The organism is Micromonospora sp. NPDC000663 (genome assembly GCF_042898105.1).
GTDB lineage: Bacteria > Actinomycetota > Actinomycetes > Mycobacteriales > Micromonosporaceae > Micromonospora.
The window spans coordinates 496,798-519,387 of the sequence record NZ_JBIAYR010000003.1 but is presented as its reverse complement, the minus strand read 5'-3'; the positions used below and the strand labels follow the sequence as shown (position 1 = coordinate 519,387).

Sequence of the window (22,590 nt, the reverse complement as noted above, 5' to 3'; positions counted from 1 at the left end):
CCCAGCGTCTCTTCCTCACTACGCATTCCGGCCCACCGGCTCCTTGACGCCCCGCTCGGCGATTTCCTGGGCGGCCTCGAAGTAACTCGTGGCTCCCCGCGAACCGGGATCGTAGGTCATCACCGACTGGCCGTAGCTGGGTGCCTCGGAGACCCGCACGTTGCGGGGGATGACCGCCTGGAGGACCTTGTCGCCGAAGTGGTTCCGGACGTCCTGCTCGACCGCGTCGGCCAGCCGGGTACGACGGTCGTACATGGTCAGCAGGATCGTGGAGACGTCGAGGTTCGGGTTGAGGTGCTGTCGTACCAGGTTGATGTTGTTGATCAGCTGGTTGAGCCCCTCCAGTGCGTAGTACTCGCACTGGATCGGGATCAGCACCTCCTGCGCGGCGACCAGGGCGTTGACCGTGAGCAGGCCGAGCGAGGGCGGGCAGTCGATGAAGACGTAGTCGAACTGCCCGGGGTAGGCGGTGATGGCCCGGTCGAGGCGGGACTCCCGTGCCACCACCGACACCAGCTCGATCTCCGCGCCGGCGAGGTCGATGGTCGCCGGTACGCACCAGAGGTTGGGGATGCCCTCGACCGCCTGCGCGACCTCGGACAGCGGGACGCTGTTGATCAGGCAGTCGTAGACGTCCGGGATACCGGTGTGGTGCGGCACGTTGAGCCCGGTGGAGGCGTTGCCCTGAGGGTCGAGGTCGACCACGAGCACCCGGTTGCCGTGCAGGGCGAGTGCCACCGCAAGGTTGACGGTGGTCGTGGTCTTGCCCACGCCGCCCTTCTGGTTGGCGACGCACATGACCCGGGTCCGGTCCGGTCGAGGCATGGTCACCTCGCCACTGGGATTCAGGATCTGCACGGCGCGCATCGCCTCCATAGCCAACGGTGGGTCATCCTCTTCGCGCGTCGGGGTTTCACGTGAAACGTACGTGGGATCTGCCGCCACTGCCGCCAGCGACTCGGCCGATGCCACAGGTATGTCGGGAGTCACCGGTGCGGCGTCCTGAGCGCCCGCCGCAGTGGGTTGGTGTGGCACCGCCTGCTCGAAGCGGACGGCCGCGGCGGTGTTCCGCCGACCGACCGTCTGTCGCACCTCGACGGTGTTGGCTGGCCGGCTGAGCCCCTCCGAGGGCCTCCGGGCGGTCGTCGGTTCCGGGGCGTCCGGACGGACCGGCCTCGGTGAATCGTCGCGTGGCACCGGCGGATCGTTGTCCGCTGGTCGGGGCGACGGTCCAGAATCGCCGGGCGTCCAGCCCTGGTAGTCGGTTTCACGTGAAACAGGGTCGTTGGTTGACCCGGTCACGCGTGGATCGTCGTACCTGCCGTCGTCATGCACCTGTCATCCCTGCCCGCTTCGGATGGTCGGTCCGCGCCCCGGTCAACTTGGCCGCACCCACGCCCGCACCCCGGAGCGTACGGCTCCTCGGGAGCGGTCGGGAGACCCGCGACGTCCGCCGCCCGCTCCACACTATCGACGCGCGGTCAGCCTACGGCGGACGGGCGTGGCCGGTCCACGTCGGGTTCTCATACCCTCGTTCCATCCGTACCGGTACAACGAGGCAACCGACCGGCCGGACGCCCGATGGCGCGAAGCGTCAGCGACGGCGGGCGCGACCGCCCCGGGACCGCTTGCTGGCCGCCGGGCGGGCCGGGCCGACCATCCGCTCGCGCACGATCTCCACGACGGTGGTGGGCGGGTCGATGACCCCGACACCGCAAAGGTGAACGGTGGGCTCCCCGCCGCCGACTCGTGCGACCACGTCGGCGTGCTCCTCGATCTCCGCGGCAGCCGATGACCCCTTGAGGGCCAGGAGGCGGCCGCCACGGACCGTCAGCGGCAGGCTCCAGGTCGCCAGGCGGTCCAGGGGTGCGACCGCGCGGGAGGTCACCACGTCCCCGCTGATCGGCTCACGACCGCTGGAACCGCTCGCCGCCTCGTCGGCGCGACCACGGAAGACCCGTACCGATCTGGCCAGTCCCAGCCGCTCGACGACCTCGATGAGGAACGACGTCCGCCGGGCGAGCGGCTCGATGAGGGTGACCGTCAGGTCGGGACGCGCGATGGCGAGAACCAGGCCCGGCAGGCCGGCGCCCGAGCCGACGTCGAGCACGGTCGCGGCGGTCGGAATCCGCTCGGTGACCGCCGCGCAGTTGAGCAGGTGCCGGTCCCAGATCCGGGGCGCCTCGCGGGGGCCGATCAGACCGCGTACCACGCCGTCGGTGGCCAGCAGTTCGGCGTACGCGGCGGCCAGGTCGAGCCGATCACCGAAGAGGGTCAGCGCCGCGGGGGCGAGTGCGGTCGGCAGCGCGGCGTCGGCAGGCGAGGGAGCGGTGTCGGTCGTGTCGGGCCGGACAGCGGACGGCCCGGGCGGCGTGCCGCCCGGGCCGGTCACGGCGTCGGCCGTGGCGTCGTCGTGTGTCAACGCGGTCAGTCCGCCGGCCGTACGACGATGCGCCGGTTCGGCTCGACACCCTCGGACTCGCTCTCCACGCCGGACATGGCGTTGACAACGTCGTGCACGCACTTGCGCTCGAACGCGGACATCGGCTCCAGCCGCACCGCCTCGCCGTACTCCTTGACCTTCTCGACGGCGTTCTTGGCGACCGCGGCGAGTTCCTTGCGACGGTTCGCCCGGTAGCCGCCGACGTCGAGCAGCAGGCGGCTCGGGGTGCCGGTCTGCCGGAAGACGGCGAGCCGGGTCAACTCCTGGAGCGCCTCCAGGGTGGCGCCGCGCTGGCCCACCAGGTTCTGCAGGCGCGCGCCGACGACCTCGACCACCGGGCGACCGCCGGCCACCAACTCGTCGATGTCGCCGTCGTAGTCGAGGATGTCGAGAAGCCCTTCGACATAGTCGGCCGCGATCTCGCTCTGCCGGAACAGGTCGCCCTCGCCGGTGGCCTTCTTCGCCCGGCCGCCGGCGCTGGCACCGGTGTCGTCCGACTCGGTGTCGTCGTCGGACTCGACGTCCGTGTCGTCGTCCACCGCGAGCGGTGCGGTCTCCTCCTCGTCCAGGGACTGCTCGGCGCGGGGGATGCTGGTCTCGGTCACGGTCTCATCTCCGTACTCGTTCGGCCGGACCGTCGGGTCCGACTGGTTTCCCGGGGCCGGCTGGAGGTCGCCGGTGCCCACGGGCACGTCTGTACGGGCAGTGTCGCCCGTGGCCGCGCGGTGCGCGGTCGGTTCCGTCCGGCGCCGGCCGTACGGCGGCTGCGCGGTGCGGAACGGGCCGCCGCCGGTTGCCCGACGACGGCCCGGACGAGTCAGCCCTGCCGCTTGGCGGGGCGGCTCTTCTTCGGGTTGGTGGGCTTGGCACCCGGCTTCGGGCCTGCCACCTTGGGCGCGGTCGCCTTGACCGGAGCCGGCGGGGCGGCCTTGCCGCGACCGAACAGACCGGCGGACTTGGCGGGCTGCACCGGGTTGCGGCTGGAGGCCGGGGCGGCGGCCTTCTTGGCGGTGACCGGCGGCGGGAACTTCCGCAGCACCCACTGCTGCTGGCCGAGGGTGAAGAGGTTGTTCGTGACCCAGTAGATGATCACACCGATCGGGAAGATCGCGCCGGAGATCAGCAGCGACGCGGGGATGCCGTAGAGCATCAGTCGCTGGATCATCCGCTGCTGCGGGTCCTCCGCCCAGCCGGTCTTGAGGATCATCTGACGGCTGGTCAGGTAGGTGGTGCCGATCATGATGAGGACCAGGACACCAGCAATGATCTTGACGGTGGTGCCGTTGGCGCCGAGGCTGGCGAGCTCGTCGGCCGTGGAGCCGAACTTGCCGGCGATCGGGGCCGTGAAGAGCTTCGCCTGCGAGGCGCTCTGGAACTGGTCGACAGTCCAGCCGTACAGGGTCTTGTTCTGCTTGTCCGGGTCGAGCCGGCGCAGCACGTGGAAGAGACCGAGGAAGACCGGGATCTGGAGGAACATCGGAAGGCAGCCCATCAACGGGTTGGCCTTTTCCTTCCGATAGAGCTCCATCATCTCCTTCTGGAGCGTCTCCCGGTCACCCTTGTGCTTCTCCTGGAGCTCCTTGACCTTGGGCTGGAGCGCCTGCATCGCCCGCTGCGACTTGATCTGCTTGACGAAGACGGGGAACAGGATCACCCGGACGGTGACCACCAGGAACACGATGGACAGGATCCAGGCGAAGTTGGTGCCGATCACCGCCCCGACGGGCACCCCGATGGCGTCCCACGCCGAGTGCCAGGTCAGCAGGATCCACGAAATCGCGTAGTAGATCCAGTCGAGACTCAGACTCAATTCGGGGCTCCAGTCACATCAGCACGACGACGGCCGCCCGGCTCCGGCACCGGGTCATGTCCGCCAGGGTGAAAGGGGTGGCAGCGCAGCAGTCGCCGGACCGCCAGAGCGGCTCCCCGGAGCGCGCCGTGGCGGGCGACGGCCTCCTGCGCGTACGCACTGCACGACGGGTAGAACCGACAGCGGGCCGGCAGTGCCGGACTTATCCACCGACGGTACGCGATGATGGGCGCGATCAGCACCCTGGCCGCACCTGTTGGCTGCGCGCCCGGATCGCCGCTCATCGGGACCGTCGCTCTCGGGGTGACCGCGCGACCGTGAGGGCGGCGTCCAGGTCGGCGGCCAGCCGGGGGTACGACGCCTCGGCCGCTGCGGGAAGCGCCCGTACGACGAGGGTGCTGCCGGCCGGAAGTGCGGCCAGCCGCTCCCGGGTCAACGCCCGTAGCCGGCGTCGCACCCGGTTGCGGACCACCGCGTTGCCGACCGCCTTGGACACGACGAAGCCGGCGCGGGTCGACGCGGAGGGCTGCTCCGCGCCAGCGTCCCGCGCCGGCTCCGGCGAGGTCACTGCGCTGGGGTGGGTGGTCGCCGGCACGGTCAGATGGACCACGACGGCGCCTCGTCCGGCGCGTCGGCCACCGCGAACCGCTGCGGCGAAGTCAGTGCTGCGCCGCAGTCGCTGTGCGGCGGCCAGCACGACTGCCCACGTTTCCCGGACCGGCCCGGTCGGCTCAGGCCGACAGGGTGGTGCGACCCTTGGCGCGGCGGCTCGAGAGGATGGCACGGCCGGCACGGGTGCGCATGCGCAGCCGGAAGCCGTGGGTCTTCGCGCGCCGGCGGTTGTTCGGCTGGTAGGTGCGCTTGCTCACGTCAGGCTCTCCGTTTTCGTACGCGCCCCGCGCGACGGGATCGCCGGGGTCGTGGGGTGGTCCAGGCCACCTCGACGGTGGCCACCGATCGGTGCTGCCCGGCGGAGCGGGACCTCGGCGATGCGGGGATGCGACCGCGGGCAGCAAGCACCCATCACCCTAGCAGAGGGCGAGAGAGCAGCCGCTCCAGCCTACGCAGGGCGGCAATGACCGTCAAACACCTCAGCGCGGGCGGGACGACGGGACTCGCCCGGGGTCGAAGGGGCGGTTTTCGCTGATGCCGACAAGGCCGCCTCCGCGCCGCCGGTTGATGGCGCAGGGACAACGCTGTTACCGTGCCCGATTGCGGTGAGCGTCTTCAAGCTTCGGTCGCAGGCAAGACCGGACAAGGTAGTGAATCGTTCGGCACGGTGAACCCGCTTCAGCGCCCGTTCAGGCAGGGGGCAGGTCCCACAGGCGTCCGACGGACGGCCGCCATCGGTCTGCGCACAGGTTGTGGATAACCTGTGGACGACCACCGGTCGACCGTCCGGGTGGGTGATGTTCCACCCGCGAACGCGGCGGGCCCGGAATGGCCGGCTGCAGACAGCGGCGGCCGGGAGCAGAGGCGAGGGGGTGGCACGACGGTGGCCGGTACGACCGACCTTGCCGCGGTGTGGTTGGCGGCGACCGACGAGCTCGCCGACGAGATCATCTCAGCCCAGCAGCGTGCGTACCTCCGGCTGACCCGACTACGGGCGATCGTCGAGGACACCGCGCTGCTCTCCGTTCCGGACGCGTTCACGCGGGACGTGATCGAGTCGCGACTGCGTCCGGCCATCACCGAGGCGCTCACCCGGCGGCTCGGCCGACCGATCCAGGTGGCGGTCACCGTGCGGGTGGCCGAGGACGCCTCCGGCCGGCCGGCCGGCACCGTCTACCGCAGCACCCCCGAGCCGGGTGACGTCGACGGTCCGCCCGCCGGCCCGCTCGACGAGCATTCGGGTCGGCCGGCGGACGCGGTAATCCCCGACCAGCAGCGCGCCGCGTACGCCCCGGACTCGGGCCCGCCGCCGGCGCCCGCCGGTCCGCCTCCCGCGCCGACGACCGAGGGACACCGGTCGGGGCTGATCCCGGCCAGCCGGGACGGTCAGGAGGCTCTGTTCAGCGCGTCGTTCGTGGAGCCGATGCGGTCGCCACGGGCCGGGCCGGAGCGGCGCGGCTACGACGAGCAGGCCGCCCGACTGGACCCGCCCGGCCCGGACACCCGGCCGTACGAGCCCCGCTACCGCGAGGAGGCGGCGTCGCCACGGGATCAGCACGTGATCCGCGCACTGCCCCGCGACAGCGGTACGGACAGCGGCCCGGGGCGCAGCGGCGTCGACCATCGGGCGGGTGGGCGGGACGACCGCCGGCTGCCGGGCGCCGACACCGGCGGCAACCGCCTCAACCCGAAGTACATGTTCGAGACGTTCGTCATCGGCTCGTCCAACCGGTTCGCGCACGCGGCGAGCGTCGCGGTGGCGGAGTCACCGGCGAAGGCGTACAACCCGCTGTTCATCTACGGCAGCTCGGGGCTGGGCAAGACGCACCTGCTGCACGCGATCGGGCACTACGCCACGACGCTCGGCAACGCCCGGTCGGTGCGGTACGTCTCGACCGAGGAGTTCACCAACGACTTCATCAACTCGCTCCGGGACGACAAGACCAGCGCGTTCCAGCGGCGCTACCGGGACGTCGACATCCTCCTGATCGACGACATCCAGTTCCTGGAGAACCGCGAGCGCACCCAGGAGGAGTTCTTCCACACCTTCAACACGCTGCACAACGCCAACAAGCAGATCGTGATCACCTCCGACCGGTCGCCGAAGCAACTGGCGACGCTGGAGGACCGGCTGCGGACCCGCTTCGAGTGGGGGCTGCTCGCCGACATCCAGCCGCCGGACCTGGAGACGCGGATCGCGATCCTGCAGAAGAAAGCGGCGCAGGAGCGGCTCTACGCCCCGCCGGACGTGCTGGAGTTCATCGCGTCGCGGGTGTCGAACTCGATCCGGGAGCTGGAGGGCGCGCTGATCCGGGTGACCGCGTTCGCCAGTCTGACCCGGTCGACTGTCGAGCTGTCGCTGGCCGAGGAGGTCCTACGGGACTTCATCCCGGACGGCGCCGGCCCGGAGATCACGGCGGACCAGATCATGGTCTCCACGGCTGACTACTTCGGGGTGAGCCTGGAGGACCTGCGGGGCCAGTCCCGTTCCCGGGTGCTTGTCAACGCCCGCCAGGTGGCCATGTACCTGTGTCGGGAGCTGACCGAGCTGTCCCTGCCGCGGATCGGGCAGGCGTTCGGCGGCCGGGACCACACCACTGTCATGCACGCGGACCGCAAGATCCGGCAGCAGATGGCGGAGCGGCGCTCGCTGTACAACCAGATCGCCGAGCTGACCAACCGGATCAAACAGAACACCTGAGGAGTGCGCTCGTCGCGACTGCGGCGCCATCGTCCCGGGACACGCCCGGCCGGAGATCCGGCCGGGCGTTCTTTTTCGCCGTTCCGGTGGTCGTCCGCTTGACCCTCGACATGGTGCAGACCACAGCATCGGGGCCGTGTCCGCTTCGGTTGCCACTCGTTGTCCACAGCTCGTTGTCCACCGGCGGTGGATAACTACGATCCGCTCGTGGCCGGTTACCCACAGGCTGTGGAGAAACCCTGTGCACGACGCTGTGGACGTCTGGGGACAACCGTCGCGTTGTCCACCGATGATCATGGCCCTGTGTACGAGCTGTTGAAGGTTCTGGGGATGACGGTCATGGTGATCTTCTCGGCGATCCACAGGCTTGGGGAGAAAGTCGGTGGATTACCGGTGGACAACCGGTGGACAACGGTGGACAACCAGCCGTCCACCCCGGGCTGTGGACACACAAGCCGGTTGTACCCCCGGTTCTCCACAGCTAAATCACCTGTAGATAACCTGTCTGAGCTGCGCGAACGCGGGTTCTCCACAGTTTGCACAGGTGCGATGAAGACGATGGGTTATCTCTTCTAAGAGAACAAAAACCAATCATCACCGTTGGGCTTTCTGTGGATCGTGCCGAACGCTGCTGGAAGCAGACGTCGGCATCGACACGATCCACGGGGTCGGGCGCACAGCCGATGCCCCCGCGCCCTAAGGTGCGATGGGTACCCGCACGGTCGGGCGGGACGGTAGGCAGCGGTCGGCATGAGAGAGTTGTCGCTGACGTCGACGCGGAGGCATTGATGAAGTTCCGAGTGGAGCGAGACGCGCTCGCCGAGGCCGTGGCGTGGACCGCGAAGAGCCTGCCGAACCGGCCATCCGTACCGGTGCTCGCCGGGGTGATGCTGCGGGTCACCGACGGCAACCTGCGGGTCTCCGGGTTCGACTACGAGGTTTCCAGCCAGGTCACCGTCGAGGTGCAGGGTGACGCCGACGGCGCCGCGCTGGTCTCCGGTCGCCTGCTCGCCGAGATCACCAAGGCGCTGCCGGCCAAGCCGGTGGACATCGCCGCGGTCGGCGCGCACCTGGAGCTGGTCTGCGGCAGCGCCCGGTTCACCCTGCCCACGATGCCTGTGGAGGACTACCCGGCACTGCCCGAGATGCCGCAGAGCGCCGGCACTGTCGACGCCGCCGCGTTCGCCACGGCCGTGGCCCAGGTGGCGGTCGCCGCCGGCCGCGACGAGACGCTGCCGATGATGACGGGGGTCCGCGTCGAGCTGGCCGGCGACACGCTGTCGATGCTCGCGACCGACCGCTACCGGCTGGCGCTGCGCGAGATCCAGTGGCGGCCGGACGACCCCGAGGTGAGCATCAACGCCCTGGTGCCGGCCCGCACCCTGAACGACACCGCCAAGGCGCTCGGCCCGCTGGGCGGCGAGGTCACCCTCGCGCTCGCTCAGGGCGCCGCGGGCGAGGGCATGGTCGGCCTGGCCGGCGGCACCCGGCGTACCACCAGCCGGCTGCTGGACGGCGCCAACTACCCGCCGGTGCGCTCACTCTTCCCGGCCACCCACAACGCCGAGGCCCGGGTGCCGGTCAGCACCCTGATCGAGGTGGTCAAGCGGGTCGCGCTTGTCGCCGAGCGGGCCACTCCGGTGCTGCTGAGCTTCAGCGCAGACGGCCTGGTCGTCGAGGCCGGTGGCTCCGAGGAGGCGCGGGCCAGCGAGGCGATGGAGGCGACCTTCACCGGGGATCCGCTGACCATCGGCTTCAACCCGCAGTACCTCATCGACGGCCTGGCCAACCTCGGCTCGCAGACCGCGATGCTCTCGTTCGTCGACGCTTTCAAGCCCGCGGTGATCTCACCTGCCGGCGAGGATGGCGAGGTCATTCCGGGGTACCGGTACCTCATCATGCCGATCCGCGTGTCCCGCTGATCGCGTCCAGCAACACCCAGATCCACGGAGGTAGACACACATGCAGCTCGGCCTGGTAGGACTCGGCCGGATGGGCGGCAACATGCGCGAGCGGTTGCGGGCGGCCGGTCACGAGGTGGTCGGTTTCGACCACAACGCGCAGCTGAGCGACGCGGCAAGCCTCGCGGAACTGGCGGACAAGCTCGAGTCCCCGCGCGCGGTGTGGGTCATGGTGCCGGCCGGCGTCACCGACGCCACCATCGACGAACTCGCCGCGGTGCTCGGCGAGGGCGACATCATCATCGACGGCGGCAACTCGCGGTTCAGCGACGACGCGCCTCGCGCCGAGCGGCTCAACGAGCGCGGCATCGGCTACCTCGACGTGGGTGTCTCCGGCGGTGTCTGGGGCCGGCAGAACGGCTACGGCCTGATGGTCGGCGGCGCCCAGCAGCACGTCGACAGGCTCATGTCGATCTTCGACGCGCTCAAGCCGGAGGGCGAGTTCGGTTTCGTGCACGCCGGGCCGGTCGGTGCCGGGCACTACTCGAAGATGGTGCACAACGGCATCGAGTACGGCCTGATGCACGCCTACGCCGAGGGCTACGAGCTGCTCACCGCCTCCGAGCTGGTGACGAACGTGCCGGGCGTCTTCAAGTCCTGGCGCGAGGGCACGGTCGTGCGTTCCTGGCTGCTCGACCTGCTGGACCGGGCTCTCGACGAGGACCCGGAGCTGGCCGAGCTGAGCGGCTACACCGAGGACACCGGCGAGGGCCGGTGGACGGTCGACGAGGCGGTCCGGTTGGCCGTGCCGCTGAACGTCATCACTGCCTCGCTGTTCGCCCGGTTCGCTTCCCGGCAGGACGACTCACCCGCCATGAAGGCCGTCGCCGCGCTGCGTCAGCAGTTCGGTGGCCACGCCGTGCACAAGCGCTGAGCGGTATCCACACCCTGTGTACGTCCACCGGCTGGAACTTGTCGACTTCCGCTCGTACGAGCGGGTCGCCGTCGACCTCCAGCCGGGTGCGAACGTCCTGATCGGCGCCAACGGCGTCGGCAAGACGAACCTCGTCGAGGCGCTGGGTTACGTGGCGACCCTGGACTCGCACCGGGTCGCCACGGACGCGCCACTGGTCCGGATGGGCGCCGCCTCGGCGGTGATCCGTTGCGCGGTGGTGCACGACGGCCGGGAGCTGCTGGTCGAGCTGGAGATCGTGCCGGGCCGGGCCAACCGCGCCCGGCTGGGCCGTTCCCCGGCGCGACGGGCCAGGGACGTGCTCGGCGCGCTGCGGCTGGTGCTCTTCGCCCCGGAGGACCTGGAGCTGGTCCGGGGGGACCCGGCCGAGCGTCGCCGCTACCTCGACGACCTGCTGGTCAACCGCCAGCCCCGGTACGCGGGCGTGCGGGCCGACTACGAGCGGGTGGTCAAGCAGCGCAACGCCCTGCTGCGTACCGCGTACCTGGCCCGCAAGACGGGCGGGTCGCGCGGCGGTGACCTCGGCACCCTCGCCGTCTGGGACACCCACCTGGCCCAGCACGGCGCCGAGTTGCTCGCCGGCCGGTTGGAGCTGGTCGCCGCGCTCACCCCGCACGTCGCCAAGGCGTACGACGCGGTGGCCGCCGGGCGGGGCGCGGCGAGCATCGCCTACCGTCCCTCGATCGAGCTGGCCGAGCCCACCACCGACCGGGCCACGTTGGCCGAGGCGCTGACGGCGGCCCTGGCCGCGTCCCGTTCGGCCGAGATCGAGCGGGGCACCACCCTGGTCGGTCCGCACCGCGACGAGTTGGCGCTTACCCTCGGTCCGCTGCCCGCCAAGGGGTACGCCAGCCACGGCGAGTCCTGGTCGTTCGCGCTAGCGCTGCGGCTGGCCGGTTACGACCTGCTGCGCGCCGACGGGATCGAGCCGGTGCTGGTGCTCGACGACGTCTTCGCCGAACTGGACACCGGCCGTCGGGAGCGGCTGGCGGAGCTGGTCGGCGGGGCGAGTCAACTGCTTGTGACGTGTGCGGTCGACGACGACGTGCCGGCGGCCCTGCGCGGCACCCGCTACCAGGTCGGCGAGGGGACGGTCCGCCGTGTCGAGTGAACCACGCGCCAACCGGGGCGACGCCGGGCGGCCCGGCGACACCACCGGGGCGGGTACGCCTGGAGCGGCGGGTGCCGACGGCGGTGTGCAGCCGGATGCCGCGACCGGTCCGGAGCTGGCCAGGGCGGTGCTCGACGCGGCGTTGTCCCGCCGGCAGGCGGCGGCCCGCGCGCGGCGTACCCCCGGCGGTGGCTCCGGTGGGGACGGTGCCGGCGGCTCGGGACGGCGGCTGCGCGGCTATTCCGGCCCGGGCCCCGACCCGCGCGACCCGCAGCCGCTCGGCGCGGTGCTGAACCGGCTGGTGAAGGCGCGCGGCTGGCAGCAGCCCGCGGCCGAGGCCACGGTGTTCGGCGCGTGGGAGCGGGTGGTGGGCGCGGAGGTGGCCCAGCACAGCCGGCCGGTGAAGCTGGAGAACGGCGAGCTGACCGTGGAGGCCCGCTCGACCGCCTGGGCGACGCAGCTGCGGCTGCTGGCCGGTTCGCTGCTCAAGCAGATCGCCAGCGAGGTCGGCCACAACGTGGTGCGCAAGCTGCACATCCACGGCCCGGCCGCGCCGTCGTGGCAGAAGGGGCCGCGTCGGGTTCGGGGCCGTGGGCCGCGCGACACCTACGGCTGAGCGGGCGGGTCAGTTCTGCCGGGCGGCGCGCCGGCGTTCGCGCTGTTCCCTGGTGTAGCGCTTGCGCTCGGCCAGGTCGCGTTTCCAGGCCTCGCGGGCCTCGGCGGAGCCGCCCTGGATCGCGCCCTGCACGCCTTCGGCAGGCCCGGCGAGGTACCGGTACGCCCACCGCAGGAACCGGCCGCCCTCGCCCGGGGAACTCTTGGCCGCGCCGTCCTCGCTCATCTGGGCCTCCACCCTTGCCGCCGCTCGATTGGTACGCCAACAGTTGGTGTACCAATGATCGGTACGATAGTCATCGTGCTTCAGGAGGGCAACAGATGAGCGAACCACCTGTCGGCGCCGACCCGCTGGCACTGGAACAGCAGGTGTGCTTCGCCCTGTCGGTGGCCGCGCGCAGCGTCGTGGCCGTCTACCGGCCGCTGTTGGAGCCGATGGGGCTGACCCATCCGCAGTACCTGGTCATGCTGGCGCTGTGGCAGCACGCGCCGCTGTCCGGCCGCGACCTCAGCCGCCTCCTGCAACTCGACCCGGGCACCCTGTCACCGCTGCTCAAGCGCCTCGAAGCGGCCGGCTACCTGCGGCGTGAGCGCGACGCCGCGGACGAACGCAGTCTCGCGGTCACCCTCACCCCCAGCGGGGCGGCACTCCGTGCCCAGGCGGAACGCATCCCGGCCGCGATCGTCCAACGGCTCGGGCTGCCGATCGAGGACCTGCAACAGCTGCACGCCGTTCTCACCCAGGTGATCGCCGCGGCCAACCGCCCCGGCGACGACCACCCCACCCCGCGGGCCGGTCAGGCGTCCGCGTAGACCGCGAAGCCCCGCTCGGCGCAGCGCCGGTAGAAGGCGGCCAGAACGCCCAACTCGGCACAGGTGAAGTTCCACTGCGGCGGATCGCCGCTCTCGTCGCGCAGGGCGTCCAGTCGGCTCTCCAGCCACCGCAGCTGCTGTTCGGCCAACCGGCCGTCACCGAGCAACGCCCGCAGCACGACGCTCACCGACTCGAAGGTGACGGCGTCGCCGTACTCCCGGTGGCTGGCCACGAAACGCTCGATCCCGCCGGCGATCCACGCGCAGCCGTCCGGGTCGATGACCGGGTCCTCGTCCTCGGCTGCGGCATCTGTGGCGTACAACACACCTTCGAGCCCGAGCAGGAGATCAACCAGCTCGGTGTAGGCGGTCGCCCGGACGGTGCCGGTCTTCGCGATCAGCTCGGCCAGCGCCGCCGTCGGCGCGGAGATTCGGGGTACGTCGACGATCTCGCCGAAGTCGACGAACTCGGCCGGCGCGACCGGATCGTAGAAGCGGCCGGTCCGCGGCCAGTGCACCGCGACGTTGTCCAGCCCCATCTGTCACCTCTTAGAGAGCACGTGTCGGGTCGATCGGGTCGATCGTCCCGGTTCCGGCCGGTAAAGATCAAGGGCGGTTCCGGGGCGCCGCAAACGTACGGCACGGGCGGGTCGGCCGCGACCCCCGACCCGCCCGGGCGCGGGTCAACCCGTCCGGGGGCGGCGCGTGCGATCGGAGCGTGGCGTGTGGGGGGAGTCGTGGGCAGCGGGGTTCTGCCGGCTATGGACATCTCAGCCGCCTCTTTGAGGGTGCCGAGTGGTGGTTCTGTCCTTCGCGCACAGTAGGATTGACGGTGAGACGAAGACCCGGTGCGGAGCGTGCGACGGGGCCGGTGGCCCCAGGATCAATTCTCCACGTCGGGTCGAGCCGATCGCGATCCGCGGGCAACCGCGGCGACCGGCGCGTTCGACCCGCTGTCCGGAGGTCTCCGGCACCGGTCCGCGCGCCGACGTCGCGTCCTGTCCGCCGAACCCGCGCCCGACGCGCCCTATCCGGCGCGGACGACGCGAGAAAGTGGCCGAGGGTGGCAGCGCAGGACAAGCAGGAGTACGGCGCGGAGTCGATCACCGTTCTGGAAGGGCTGGAGGCGGTCCGCAAGCGGCCCGGTATGTACATCGGGTCCACCGGCGAGCGTGGTCTGCACCACCTCGTCTGGGAGGTCGTCGACAACGCGGTGGACGAGGCGCTGGCCGGATACTGCGACACCATCGACGTGGTGCTGCTCGCCGACGGCGGCGTCCGGGTCACCGACAACGGCCGTGGTTTCCCCGTCGACCTGCACCCGAAGCTCAAGAAGCCGGGTGTCGAGGTCGCGTTGACGGTGCTGCACGCGGGCGGCAAGTTCGACGGCAAGGCGTACGCGGTCTCCGGCGGTCTGCACGGTGTCGGCGTCTCCGTCGTCAACGCGCTCTCCACCCGGATGGCCGTGGAGATCCACAAGTCGGGCTTCGTGTGGCGGCAGCAGTACGCCAACTCCAAGCCCAGCCCGCTGGAGAAGGGTGAGACCACCGACCGCAGCGGCTCGGCGGTGTCCTTCTGGCCCGATCCCGACGTCTTCGAGACCGTCGACTTCGACTTCCAGACCATCTACCGCCGTCTCCAGGAGATGGCCTTCCTCAACCGCGCGCTGCGCATCCACCTGCTCGACGAGCGGGTGGCCGAGGAGGAGGACGGCCGGCAGCGCGAGGTCACCTTCTACTACGAGGGTGGCATCGCCGACTTCGTCCGACACCTCAACGCCTCGAAGAACCCGATCCACAAGACGGTGGTCGAGTTCGGGGCCGAGGAGGAGGGCATGTCGGTCGAGATCGCCATGCAGTGGAACGAGTCGTACGGCGAGTCGGTCTACACCTTCGCCAACACGATCAACACACACGAGGGCGGCACGCACGAGGAGGGCTTCCGGTCCGCGCTGACAAGCGTGGTCAACCGGTACGGCACCGACAAGAAGCTGCTCAAGGGCGACGAGAAGCTCTCCGGCGAGGACATCCGGGAAGGGCTCGCGGCGATCATCTCGGTCAAGCTGGCCAACCCGCAGTTCGAGGGCCAGACCAAGACCAAGCTCGGCAACACCCCGGTGAAGAGCTTCGTGCAGCGGGTCTGCAACGAGTGGTTGGTCGACTGGTTCGACCGCAACCCGGCCGAAGCCAAGATGATCATCACGAAGGCGTCCCAGGCGGCCCGTGCCCGGATCGCCGCACAGCAGGCGCGCAAGCTGGCCCGGCGCAAGTCGCTGCTGGAGTCCGGCTCGATGCCCGGCAAGCTGGCCGACTGCCAGTCGACCGACCCGCGCGAGTCCGAGGTCTTCATCGTCGAGGGTGACTCGGCCGGCGGCTCGGCGAAGCAGGGTCGCGACCCGCGCGTCCAGGCGATCCTGCCCATCCGCGGCAAGATCCTCAACGTGGAGAAGGCCCGGATCGACCGGGTTCTCAAGAACAACGAGGTGCAGGCGCTGATCACCGCGCTCGGCACCGGCATCCACGACGACTTCGACATCGAGAAGCTGCGGTACCACAAGATCGTGTTGATGGCCGACGCCGACGTCGACGGCCAGCACATCCAGACGCTGCTGCTCACCCTGCTGTTCCGCTTCATGCGTCCGCTGGTCGAGCTGGGGCACGTCTACCTGGCCGCCCCGCCGCTCTACAAGATCAAGTGGAACAAGAAGGGCGACGACGCCCAGTACGCGTACTCGGACCGGGAACGCGACGGGCTGGTGGCGCTGCGCCAGCAGAAGAAGCCGAACGCCAAGCCGGACGACATCCAGCGGTTCAAGGGTCTCGGTGAGATGAACTATCCCGAGCTGTGGGAAACCACGATGAACCCGGCCACCCGTACCCTGCGTCAGGTCACGCTCGACGACGCTGCAACCGCAGACGAGTTGTTCAGCGTCCTGATGGGTGAGGACGTCGAAGCCCGCCGGTCGTTCATCCAGCGCAACGCCAAGGACGTGCGGTTCCTGGACATCTGACGGACGTCAGCGGGCCGGCCCGGGTTCCCCCGGCTGGCCCGCCGGTCCACAGAGTTATCCACAGCTTGGCGGCTATCCACAGCCGTTATCCACAGCACGAAAACGACTCTGAGTCTGATAAGGGTATACAGTGACCGATTCCCCCGAATCCACACCGAACGAGCCCGAGGTACCCGCCGAGGCCATCGCCGCGGTGGTCGCGCACGACCGGATCGAACCGGTCGGGCTCGAGGTGGAGATGCAGCGCTCCTACCTCGACTACGCGATGAGCGTCATCGTCGGTCGCGCGCTGCCGGACGTCCGGGACGGGCTCAAGCCGGTCCACCGCAAGATCCTCTACGCCATGTTCGACTCCGGCTACCGGCCGGACCGCGGCTACGTGAAGTGCTCGCGGGTCGTCGGCGACGTGATGGGTCAGTTCCACCCGCACGGCGACTCGCCGATCTACGACGCGCTGGTGCGGATGGCGCAGCCCTGGTCGCTGCGCTACCCGCTGGTCGACGGCAACGGCAACTTCGGCTCGCCGGGTAACGACCCGGCTGCCGCCATGCGCTACACCGAGTGCAAGCTCGACCCGCTGGCCATGGAGATGATGCGGGATATCGACGAGGACACCGTCGATATGCAGGACAACTACGACGGCCGGGCCAAGGAGCCCACGATCCTGCCGTCGCGGATTCCCAACCTGCTGGTCAACGGCTCCGAGGGCATCGCGGTCGGCATGGCCACCAAGATCCCGCCGCACAACCTGCGGGAGATCGGCGCGGCCGTGCAGTGGTGCCTGGAGCACCCGGAGGAGGACGAGGCGACCACCCTCGAAGCCCTGCTCGGCATCGTCAAGGGCCCGGACTTCCCGACCCACGGCCTGATCGTCGGCACTACCGCGATCCAGGACGCGTACCGCACGGGTCGCGGCTCGATCCGGATGCGCGCAGTGGTGGAGGTCGAGGAGGACAAGCGGGGCCGGCCCTGCCTGGTCGTCAGCGAGCTGCCCTACCAGGTCAACCCGGACAACCTCGCCGAGCGGATCGCCGAGCTGATCAAGGAGGGCAAGCTCGCCGGGATCGCCGACATCCGTGACGAGTCCTCCGGACGTACCGGCATGCGGATCGTGCTTGTGCTCAAGCGCGACGCGGTCGCCAAGGTGGTGCTGAACAACCTCTACAAGCACACGCAGCTCCAGGAGACCTTCGGCGCCAACATGCTGGCGCTGGTCGACGGTGTGCCGCGCACGCTCAACCTGGCCCAGTTCATCCGCTACTACGTCGAGCACCAGATCGACGTGATCCGCCGGCGGACGGCGTTCCGGCTGCGCAAGGCCGAGGAGCGGGCGCACATCCTGCGCGGTCTGGCCAAGGCGCTGGACGCGCTGGACGAGGTGATCGCCCTGATCCGGCGGTCGCCGACAGTGGACGACGCCCGGCAGGGCCTGATCCGGCTGCTGGAGATCGACGAGATCCAGGCGACCGCGATCCTGGACATGCAGCTGCGCCGCCTGGCCGCCCTGGAGCGGCAGCGGATCGTCGACGACCTGGCCAAGCTGGAAATCGAGATCGCCGACCTCAAGGACATCCTCGCCAAGCCGGAGCGGCAGCGCCGGATCGTCTCCGAGGAGCTGGGCGAGATCGTCGCCAAGTGGGGCGACGAGCGGCGTACGCAGATCATCCCGTTCGACGGCGAGGTCTCGATGGAGGACCTCATCGCCCGCGAGGACGTGGTCGTCACGATCACCCGGACCGGGTACGCCAAGCGGACCAAGGTCGATCTGTACCGGTCGCAGCGGCGCGGCGGCAAGGGCGTCAGTGGCGCCACGCTGCGGCAGGACGACATCGTGAGCCACTTCTTCGTGTGCTCGACCCACGACTGGATCCTGTTCTTCACCAACAAGGGTCGTGTGTACCGGGCCAAGGCGTACGAGCTGCCGGAGGCCAGTAGGGTAGCCAAGGGCCAACACGTGGCCAATCTGCTCGCCTTCCTACCCGACGAGCAGATCGCGCAGATCATCGAAATCCCGAACTACCAGGTAGCCCACTATCTGGTACTGGCCACGAAGAACGGCCTGGTGAAGAAGACGCGGCTCGAGGAGTTCGACTCCAACCGTTCCGGCGGCATCATCGCGATCAACCTGCGCGATGAGGACGAGCTGGTCGGTGCTGCCCTGGTGGCACCGGAGAACGACCTGCTGCTGGTCTCCAAGAAGGCGCAGGCGATCCGGTTCAACGCCTCCGACGAGGCGTTGCGGCCGATGGGCCGGGCCACCTCGGGCGTGATCGGTATGCGGTTCACGGACGACGACGTCCTGCTCGCCATGGAGGTCGTCCGGGAGGGCCTGGACGTTCTGGTGGCGACGAACGGGGGATACGCGAAACGTACCCCGATCGAGGAATACCCGGTGCAGGGCCGGGGAGGTAAGGGCGTGTTGACTGCGAAGATCACCGAACGGCGCGGTGGTCTGGTCGGCGCCGTGGTGATCGACCCGGACGACGAGCTGTTCGCGATCACCAGCAACGGTGGTGTCATCCGGACTCCGGTGAAGCCTGTACGCCGTACGCGTGACCGGAACACAATGGGGGTCAAGCTGATGGACCTCCCGGACGGCGTGACTATCGTGGCGATTGCTCGCAATGCCGACGAGCCTGACGAACAGGACTAGTTGAATGACGGAGACACAGGCGAAGTCGGGGAACACGGGGACCTCGGCCAACCCGGTCGACGAGGAGGCCGCCAAGGGCGGCACACCAGCGACCGGCCGCGCGGCCGTGGGCCGGGCAACGGTCCCCGCCGACGCGCCTGCCCCGAAATTCACCCGGGCTCCCGGCATGACACCTCCGCCGGAGTCCGGCGAGGACGGCGGGTCGGGCGACAAGGGTGAGACGGCCGGTGCCGAGGCCCCGACGTCCGCCTCCGCGCCCCCGGCAGCGGCTGCGCCGCCGGCCCGACCGACAACGACACAGCCGATCACCACCCGGCCGGGTCAGGCCACATCCCCGGGGACCACAGGCACGCAGCCGCGGATCACGCCCGGCATGACCCAGCCCGACTCGGGTCGTGCAGGCGCCGCCGGCCGGCCGGCCAGCGGCGGTGGGCTGCCTCCGGGCATCGGTAACCCGTCGGCCGTCGGGGCGGCCAGGGTCGGCGACGCGGTACGCGCCGCGCGTACCTCGGTCAGCTCCGCCGCGTCCCGTGGACCGCGCCGGGCCCGGCTGAACCTCAAGCGGATCGACCCCTGGTCCGTGATGAAGTTCGCGTTCGCCGTATCGGTGGTCCTGTTCATCGTCGTGGTGGTAGCCACGTCGGTGCTCTACCTGGCGCTTGACGCGATGGGCGTGTTCCAGAGCGTCAACGACAGCCTGAGCGACCTGGTCAACGCCGGCGGTGGGCAGAGCACCAGCGGCTTCCAGATCACCGCCAAGGGCGTCATCCTCAGCTCGGCCCTCATCGGCCTGGTCAACGTGGTGCTGTTCACCGCTCTGGCCACGCTGGGAGCGTTCGTCTACAACGTCTGCGCCGACCTGGTCGGCGGGATCGAGCTGACCCTCGCCGAGCGGGACTGAGTGACCGGGACGCCGGGGCACCGCGGAAAGCGGTCGCCCCGGCGTCCCGTACTCGGGTAGGTTTTGCAGGCGGCGACGAGCCCGGCTCGCAGGCGTGGACCCCGATTTGGGGCCAGCCGAGCGGATGGGTTAATCTTGCTCGTCGCAACGCGGGGCTATAGCTCAGTCGGTTAGAGCGCAGAGCTGATAACTCTGAGGTCGATGGTTCGATTCCATCTAGCCCCACCGCATGTCGTCCGACGGTAGTCGAGCGCGAGGGGTCGCCCCATGTTCAAGAAGCTGCTGATTCTGGCCGGCGTCGTCGGCGTGGCCGCCGTCGTCTACAACAAGGTCAAGGCCTCGAACGACGAGCGCGCCCTGTGGCACGAGGCGACCACCGCGCCCGACCTGCGCTGAGGTTCAGCGCGACCGGTTGGCGGCGCCGCGCAGCCGCCCCACGGGGCCCTAGCTCAACTGGCAGAGCACTGCCTTTGCAAGGCAGGGGTTAGGGGTTCGAGTCCCCTGGGCTCCACCAGCACTTTCCCCGGTTGATCTTGGTCCCGAGTACAGCCAAGTCGGGCGTGCCGTCCCCTTCTGGCCGAGAATCCGGTCAATTCGAGACAGCCTGACGAGGCCGCGTCGGCAGGAGGCCGGTCCGGCCTGGCTGCGCCTGCACAGCAGCCATGACGTAGCCACCTACGGCCTTGAAGACCTCCAGTTCTACCGAGAGATCGCCCTGCCGAGCAAAAGCCGATCGCTGCGCGAGAGGCTGCCGAAGGAGCCCTAGCGCGTTGAGGGCGTGCATTACCGTCGCGGCGTGGCCGAGTTTCGCGCGCGTATTGGAGTGCACTACGGCTTCCTCGATGTCGCCGACGATCAATCCTGGGGTCGGACGGACTGGGCTAACGTCTTCTTCGGCAGGCGCCCGACCGGCCTCATCGCCACCTCTCCAGGGGAGGTTTTCCTCGTCACGGGTCGCCATACCGGCACCGTTGGGTTCACGGTCAGCGTCGACGACGGCGACCCAGGGCCTGACCTGGAGGGGTTCGAAGACGTGGTGGAGGTGCCGTTCGAGGCGTCCCGGCCGGAGTTGATGCTCATTCAATGGGCCGGAGAGAAGACTGACGCTCTGCCGCGTCTTTCGGCAGGGGCCGGCTCATACCGGATGCGTTACCACTGCCGGGGCATGGACGACGCCAGGAGCAGTAGGGACTATCACGAGGTTGTCGACGAGTACCTGTTGCAGATCTGGCCGGCCCCGGCCGGGTCGCCTGCCACGCTCAAGGTGACAAGTCGAGAGGGGCATCGCCACATCTTCGGAAGCTGAGTGACGTGCTGGAGCAGGACAACCTGGCTGCTGTCGCTGTCAGCGGCGGCGGGGGCCGCTGCCTCTGGGCTTCCGTGTGTTCGCCATGCTTCTCCGGTGGATGAGAGCCGGACACCTGTCACGCTGCACGTCTACTGCCGGATCGACGTCCTGGTCACCGATCCGGAGGCCGTCATCGCGCATGCCGTCGCGGCGCTGAAGTCAGGGGACATCGACTGGTCCACTGAGGAGGAGGACGTCGACACGGCGACCACCGGGTTACGGAGTGACCTGGTCGGGTCGCTGGCGAGCGTGCTGGACATCAGCCGGGTCGCCGACGGCGTACCGGGTGTGGAGTTCCGCGGCGGCCGATGCTGGGCGGAGTCCGGTCCACCGCGCGACGACTTCTGAGCATGGTCGTCGGGCACCGGGGTAGGAGACAGGGCAAGACGCCCCCCCCGGAAGTGAGGTGCAGACCAGTGCCGACCGCACGCGAGATCATGACGAATGACGTGAGCTGTGTCCGCGAGCAGGATGACCTGAGGTCAGCTGCCCGGCAGATGGCCGAGCTGGGGGTTGGTTCGCTGCCGATCTGCGGTGACGACAACCGGCTCAAGGGGATGCTCACCGACCGCGACATCGTGGTGAAGGTGCTGGCCGAGGGGCGTGACCCGGCAAAGGTGACGGCGGGCGAGCTGGCTCAGGGCGAGGCCGTCACCATCGGCGCGGACGACGACGCCGCCGAGGTCCTGCGCACGATGGGCAAGTACAAGGTCCGCCGGCTGCCGGTGATCGACGGTCACGAGCTGGTGGGCATCGTGGCGGTGGCCGATGTGGCCCGTTCGCTGCCCGACCGCCCGGTCGGGGACCTCATCGAGGCCATCTCCGAGCGCCACTGACCGACGTTCCCCTCGTCGATCGCCGCCGCCGGTTCGCCGGCCGGCGGCGATCGGTCATTCGGGAGGCGTGAGGGGGAGTGTTTCGCCGCGGGCGATGGTGCGTACCTGCTTCACCCAGCCACGCCGGCGGGCCTCGTCGACGAAGTGCGCCAGCGGGGAGCGGAACACGCGGTAGTCGTCGTAGTGGATCGGCACGGTGAGCTTCGGTCGGATCAGCTCCACCAGGTCGGCGCCCTGCCGGGCGTCCATGGTGACCAGGATCCCGGCGACCTTCGTGCCGCCGAGGTGGATCAGCATCGCGTCGATGTCCGGGTAGCGTTCGGGGATGGCGGTGAGCAGCGGCAGGTTCAGCGTGTCGCCTGTGACGTAGAGCCGGAACTCCCGTTGTCCGCCGCGTTCGACGTCGATCATCGTGCCCATGACGTCGGGCAGGAGCCGGTCCACCACGCCGGGGCCGTGTTTGCCGGGCATCGACGTCAGCCGTACCGTCGTACCGTCGCGGTGGAGCTCCCGTGACGACCAGGTCGGCAGCCCCTCGGCGGCCCGGAAGCCCCAGCGGCGCAGCTTGCGTTCGGCGGCGGGCGTGGTGACGATGGGCAGGTCGCGGTCCAGTTCCCGGCGGGCGACCCGGTCGAAGTGGTCGCCGTGCAGGTGAGAGAGGACCACCGCGTCCAGTTCGGGGAGTTGGGCGATCGACAACGCCGGGTCCGTGCGTCGGCGCGACCACAGACCCTTTCCGAGGTACGCCCGTTGGCCGCGATGCAGGAAGTTCGGGTCGGTCAGCAGGGTGAAGCCGCCGATCCGCAGCACTGTCGTCGCGGTGCCGATGAACGTCACCTGTGGTTGCTCAACCATCGTGGTCA

The 22,590-nt window shown here is 69.7% G+C and carries 24 protein-coding genes and 2 tRNA genes; 16 read left to right on the top strand and 10 right to left on the bottom strand.

Features of this window, described 5'->3' with window-relative positions; translation table 11 throughout:
• Nucleotides 1-18: 18 nt before the first annotated feature.
• The 7 genes from ACFY1S_RS14705 to rpmH form a co-directional block, all read right to left on the bottom strand.
• A complete protein-coding gene (locus ACFY1S_RS14705) occupies nt 19-990 on the bottom strand; it encodes a ParA family protein (RefSeq protein WP_387117687.1) in 972 nt (323 codons plus the stop codon).
• A gap of 604 nt (nt 991-1,594) precedes the next feature.
• A complete protein-coding gene (gene rsmG / locus ACFY1S_RS14700) occupies nt 1,595-2,305 on the bottom strand; it encodes a 16S rRNA (guanine(527)-N(7))-methyltransferase RsmG (protein WP_387117684.1) in 711 nt (236 codons plus the stop codon).
• Between the two features lie 122 nt (nt 2,306-2,427).
• Nucleotides 2,428-3,048: a R3H domain-containing nucleic acid-binding protein gene (locus tag ACFY1S_RS14695; protein WP_139584729.1), complete on the bottom strand. Its 621-nt coding sequence runs from the start codon at nt 3,046-3,048 to the stop codon at nt 2,428-2,430.
• A gap of 212 nt (nt 3,049-3,260) precedes the next feature.
• Complete coding sequence (yidC, locus tag ACFY1S_RS14690; protein ID WP_357984843.1) at nt 3,261-4,247, bottom strand: membrane protein insertase YidC; 987 nt, start codon at nt 4,245-4,247, stop codon at nt 3,261-3,263.
• A gap of 2 nt (nt 4,248-4,249) precedes the next feature.
• Nucleotides 4,250-4,537, bottom strand: coding sequence for a membrane protein insertion efficiency factor YidD (yidD, locus tag ACFY1S_RS14685; RefSeq protein WP_387117231.1), 288 nt, complete (start codon nt 4,535-4,537; stop codon nt 4,250-4,252).
• Nucleotides 4,534-4,950: a ribonuclease P protein component gene (gene rnpA / locus ACFY1S_RS14680; RefSeq protein WP_387117228.1), complete on the bottom strand. Its 417-nt coding sequence runs from the start codon at nt 4,948-4,950 to the stop codon at nt 4,534-4,536. The genes yidD and rnpA overlap by 4 nt, the downstream gene beginning before the upstream one ends.
• A gap of 34 nt (nt 4,951-4,984) precedes the next feature.
• Nucleotides 4,985-5,122, bottom strand: a complete 138-nt coding sequence (rpmH, locus tag ACFY1S_RS14675; RefSeq protein ID WP_007453904.1) for a 50S ribosomal protein L34 — start codon at nt 5,120-5,122, stop codon at nt 4,985-4,987.
• A gap of 506 nt (nt 5,123-5,628) precedes the next feature.
• Between rpmH and dnaA the strand changes: the two genes are divergently transcribed.
• The 6 genes from dnaA to ACFY1S_RS14645 all read left to right on the top strand — a co-directional run bounded on the left by dnaA (nt 5,629) and on the right by ACFY1S_RS14645 (nt 12,167).
• Entirely contained in the window at nt 5,629-7,566 is a 1,938-nt protein-coding gene (dnaA, locus tag ACFY1S_RS14670) for a chromosomal replication initiator protein DnaA (RefSeq protein ID WP_387117225.1), read from the top strand.
• A 303-nt stretch (nt 7,567-7,869) separates the two neighbouring features.
• The gene (locus ACFY1S_RS14665) at nt 7,870-8,142 is read left to right on the top strand and encodes a hypothetical protein (protein ID WP_387117222.1); all 273 of its coding nucleotides are present in this window, start codon (nt 7,870-7,872) and stop codon (nt 8,140-8,142) included.
• A gap of 212 nt (nt 8,143-8,354) precedes the next feature.
• Nucleotides 8,355-9,488: a DNA polymerase III subunit beta gene (gene dnaN / locus ACFY1S_RS14660; protein ID WP_387117219.1), complete on the top strand. Its 1,134-nt coding sequence runs from the start codon at nt 8,355-8,357 to the stop codon at nt 9,486-9,488.
• Between the two features lie 40 nt (nt 9,489-9,528).
• A complete protein-coding gene (gene gnd / locus ACFY1S_RS14655) occupies nt 9,529-10,401 on the top strand; it encodes a phosphogluconate dehydrogenase (NAD(+)-dependent, decarboxylating) (protein WP_387117217.1) in 873 nt (290 codons plus the stop codon).
• 16 nt (nt 10,402-10,417) lie between these two features.
• The gene (recF, locus tag ACFY1S_RS14650; RefSeq protein ID WP_387117214.1) at nt 10,418-11,551 is read left to right on the top strand and encodes a DNA replication/repair protein RecF; all 1,134 of its coding nucleotides are present in this window, start codon (nt 10,418-10,420) and stop codon (nt 11,549-11,551) included.
• A complete protein-coding gene (locus tag ACFY1S_RS14645) occupies nt 11,541-12,167 on the top strand; it encodes a DUF721 domain-containing protein (RefSeq protein ID WP_387117211.1) in 627 nt (208 codons plus the stop codon). The genes recF and ACFY1S_RS14645 overlap by 11 nt, the downstream gene beginning before the upstream one ends.
• 9 nt (nt 12,168-12,176) lie before the next feature.
• Here ACFY1S_RS14645 and ACFY1S_RS14640 read toward each other — a convergent pair whose 3' ends face one another.
• On the bottom strand, nt 12,177-12,392 hold the full coding sequence (locus ACFY1S_RS14640) for a hypothetical protein (RefSeq protein WP_139587413.1): 216 nt from the start codon (nt 12,390-12,392) through the stop codon (nt 12,177-12,179).
• A gap of 95 nt (nt 12,393-12,487) precedes the next feature.
• Here ACFY1S_RS14640 and ACFY1S_RS14635 point away from each other — a divergent pair, with 95 nt between their 5' ends.
• A complete protein-coding gene (locus ACFY1S_RS14635) occupies nt 12,488-12,979 on the top strand; it encodes a MarR family winged helix-turn-helix transcriptional regulator (RefSeq protein WP_387117206.1) in 492 nt (163 codons plus the stop codon).
• On the opposite strand, the gene ACFY1S_RS14630 is transcribed toward ACFY1S_RS14635, so the two are convergent.
• On the bottom strand, nt 12,964-13,518 hold the full coding sequence (locus ACFY1S_RS14630) for a hypothetical protein (RefSeq protein WP_364370141.1): 555 nt from the start codon (nt 13,516-13,518) through the stop codon (nt 12,964-12,966). The genes ACFY1S_RS14635 and ACFY1S_RS14630 overlap by 16 nt on opposite strands.
• 524 nt (nt 13,519-14,042) lie before the next feature.
• Between ACFY1S_RS14630 and gyrB the strand changes: the two genes are divergently transcribed.
• The 9 genes from gyrB (at nt 14,043) to ACFY1S_RS14585 (ending at nt 21,727) form a co-directional block, all read left to right on the top strand.
• Nucleotides 14,043-15,989, top strand: a complete 1,947-nt coding sequence (gene gyrB / locus ACFY1S_RS14625) for a DNA topoisomerase (ATP-hydrolyzing) subunit B (protein WP_364370139.1) — start codon at nt 14,043-14,045, stop codon at nt 15,987-15,989.
• 130 nt (nt 15,990-16,119) lie between these two features.
• A complete protein-coding gene (gyrA, locus tag ACFY1S_RS14620; protein ID WP_387117203.1) occupies nt 16,120-18,642 on the top strand; it encodes a DNA gyrase subunit A in 2,523 nt (840 codons plus the stop codon).
• A gap of 4 nt (nt 18,643-18,646) precedes the next feature.
• Entirely contained in the window at nt 18,647-19,543 is an 897-nt protein-coding gene (locus tag ACFY1S_RS14615; RefSeq protein WP_387117200.1) for a DUF3566 domain-containing protein, read from the top strand.
• 151 nt (nt 19,544-19,694) lie between these two features.
• Nucleotides 19,695-19,768, top strand: a tRNA-Ile gene (locus ACFY1S_RS14610).
• Nucleotides 19,769-19,810: 42 nt separating this feature from the next.
• Entirely contained in the window at nt 19,811-19,939 is a 129-nt protein-coding gene (locus ACFY1S_RS14605; protein ID WP_225854086.1) for a DLW-39 family protein, read from the top strand.
• A 42-nt stretch (nt 19,940-19,981) separates the two neighbouring features.
• Nucleotides 19,982-20,057: transfer RNA gene (locus tag ACFY1S_RS14600), tRNA-Ala, on the top strand.
• Between the two features lie 282 nt (nt 20,058-20,339).
• Entirely contained in the window at nt 20,340-20,849 is a 510-nt protein-coding gene (locus ACFY1S_RS14595; RefSeq protein ID WP_387117197.1) for a hypothetical protein, read from the top strand.
• A 96-nt stretch (nt 20,850-20,945) separates the two neighbouring features.
• Nucleotides 20,946-21,239, top strand: a complete 294-nt coding sequence (locus ACFY1S_RS14590) for a hypothetical protein (RefSeq protein ID WP_387117194.1) — start codon at nt 20,946-20,948, stop codon at nt 21,237-21,239.
• Between the two features lie 68 nt (nt 21,240-21,307).
• A complete protein-coding gene (locus tag ACFY1S_RS14585) occupies nt 21,308-21,727 on the top strand; it encodes a CBS domain-containing protein (RefSeq protein ID WP_387117191.1) in 420 nt (139 codons plus the stop codon).
• Between the two features lie 54 nt (nt 21,728-21,781).
• Here ACFY1S_RS14585 and ACFY1S_RS14580 read toward each other — a convergent pair whose 3' ends face one another.
• Nucleotides 21,782-22,582 carry an MBL fold metallo-hydrolase gene (locus tag ACFY1S_RS14580; RefSeq protein ID WP_387117188.1) on the bottom strand — a complete coding sequence of 267 codons (801 nt, stop codon included), beginning with the start codon at nt 22,580-22,582 and terminating at the stop codon, nt 21,782-21,784.
• Nucleotides 22,583-22,590 lie beyond the last annotated feature (8 nt).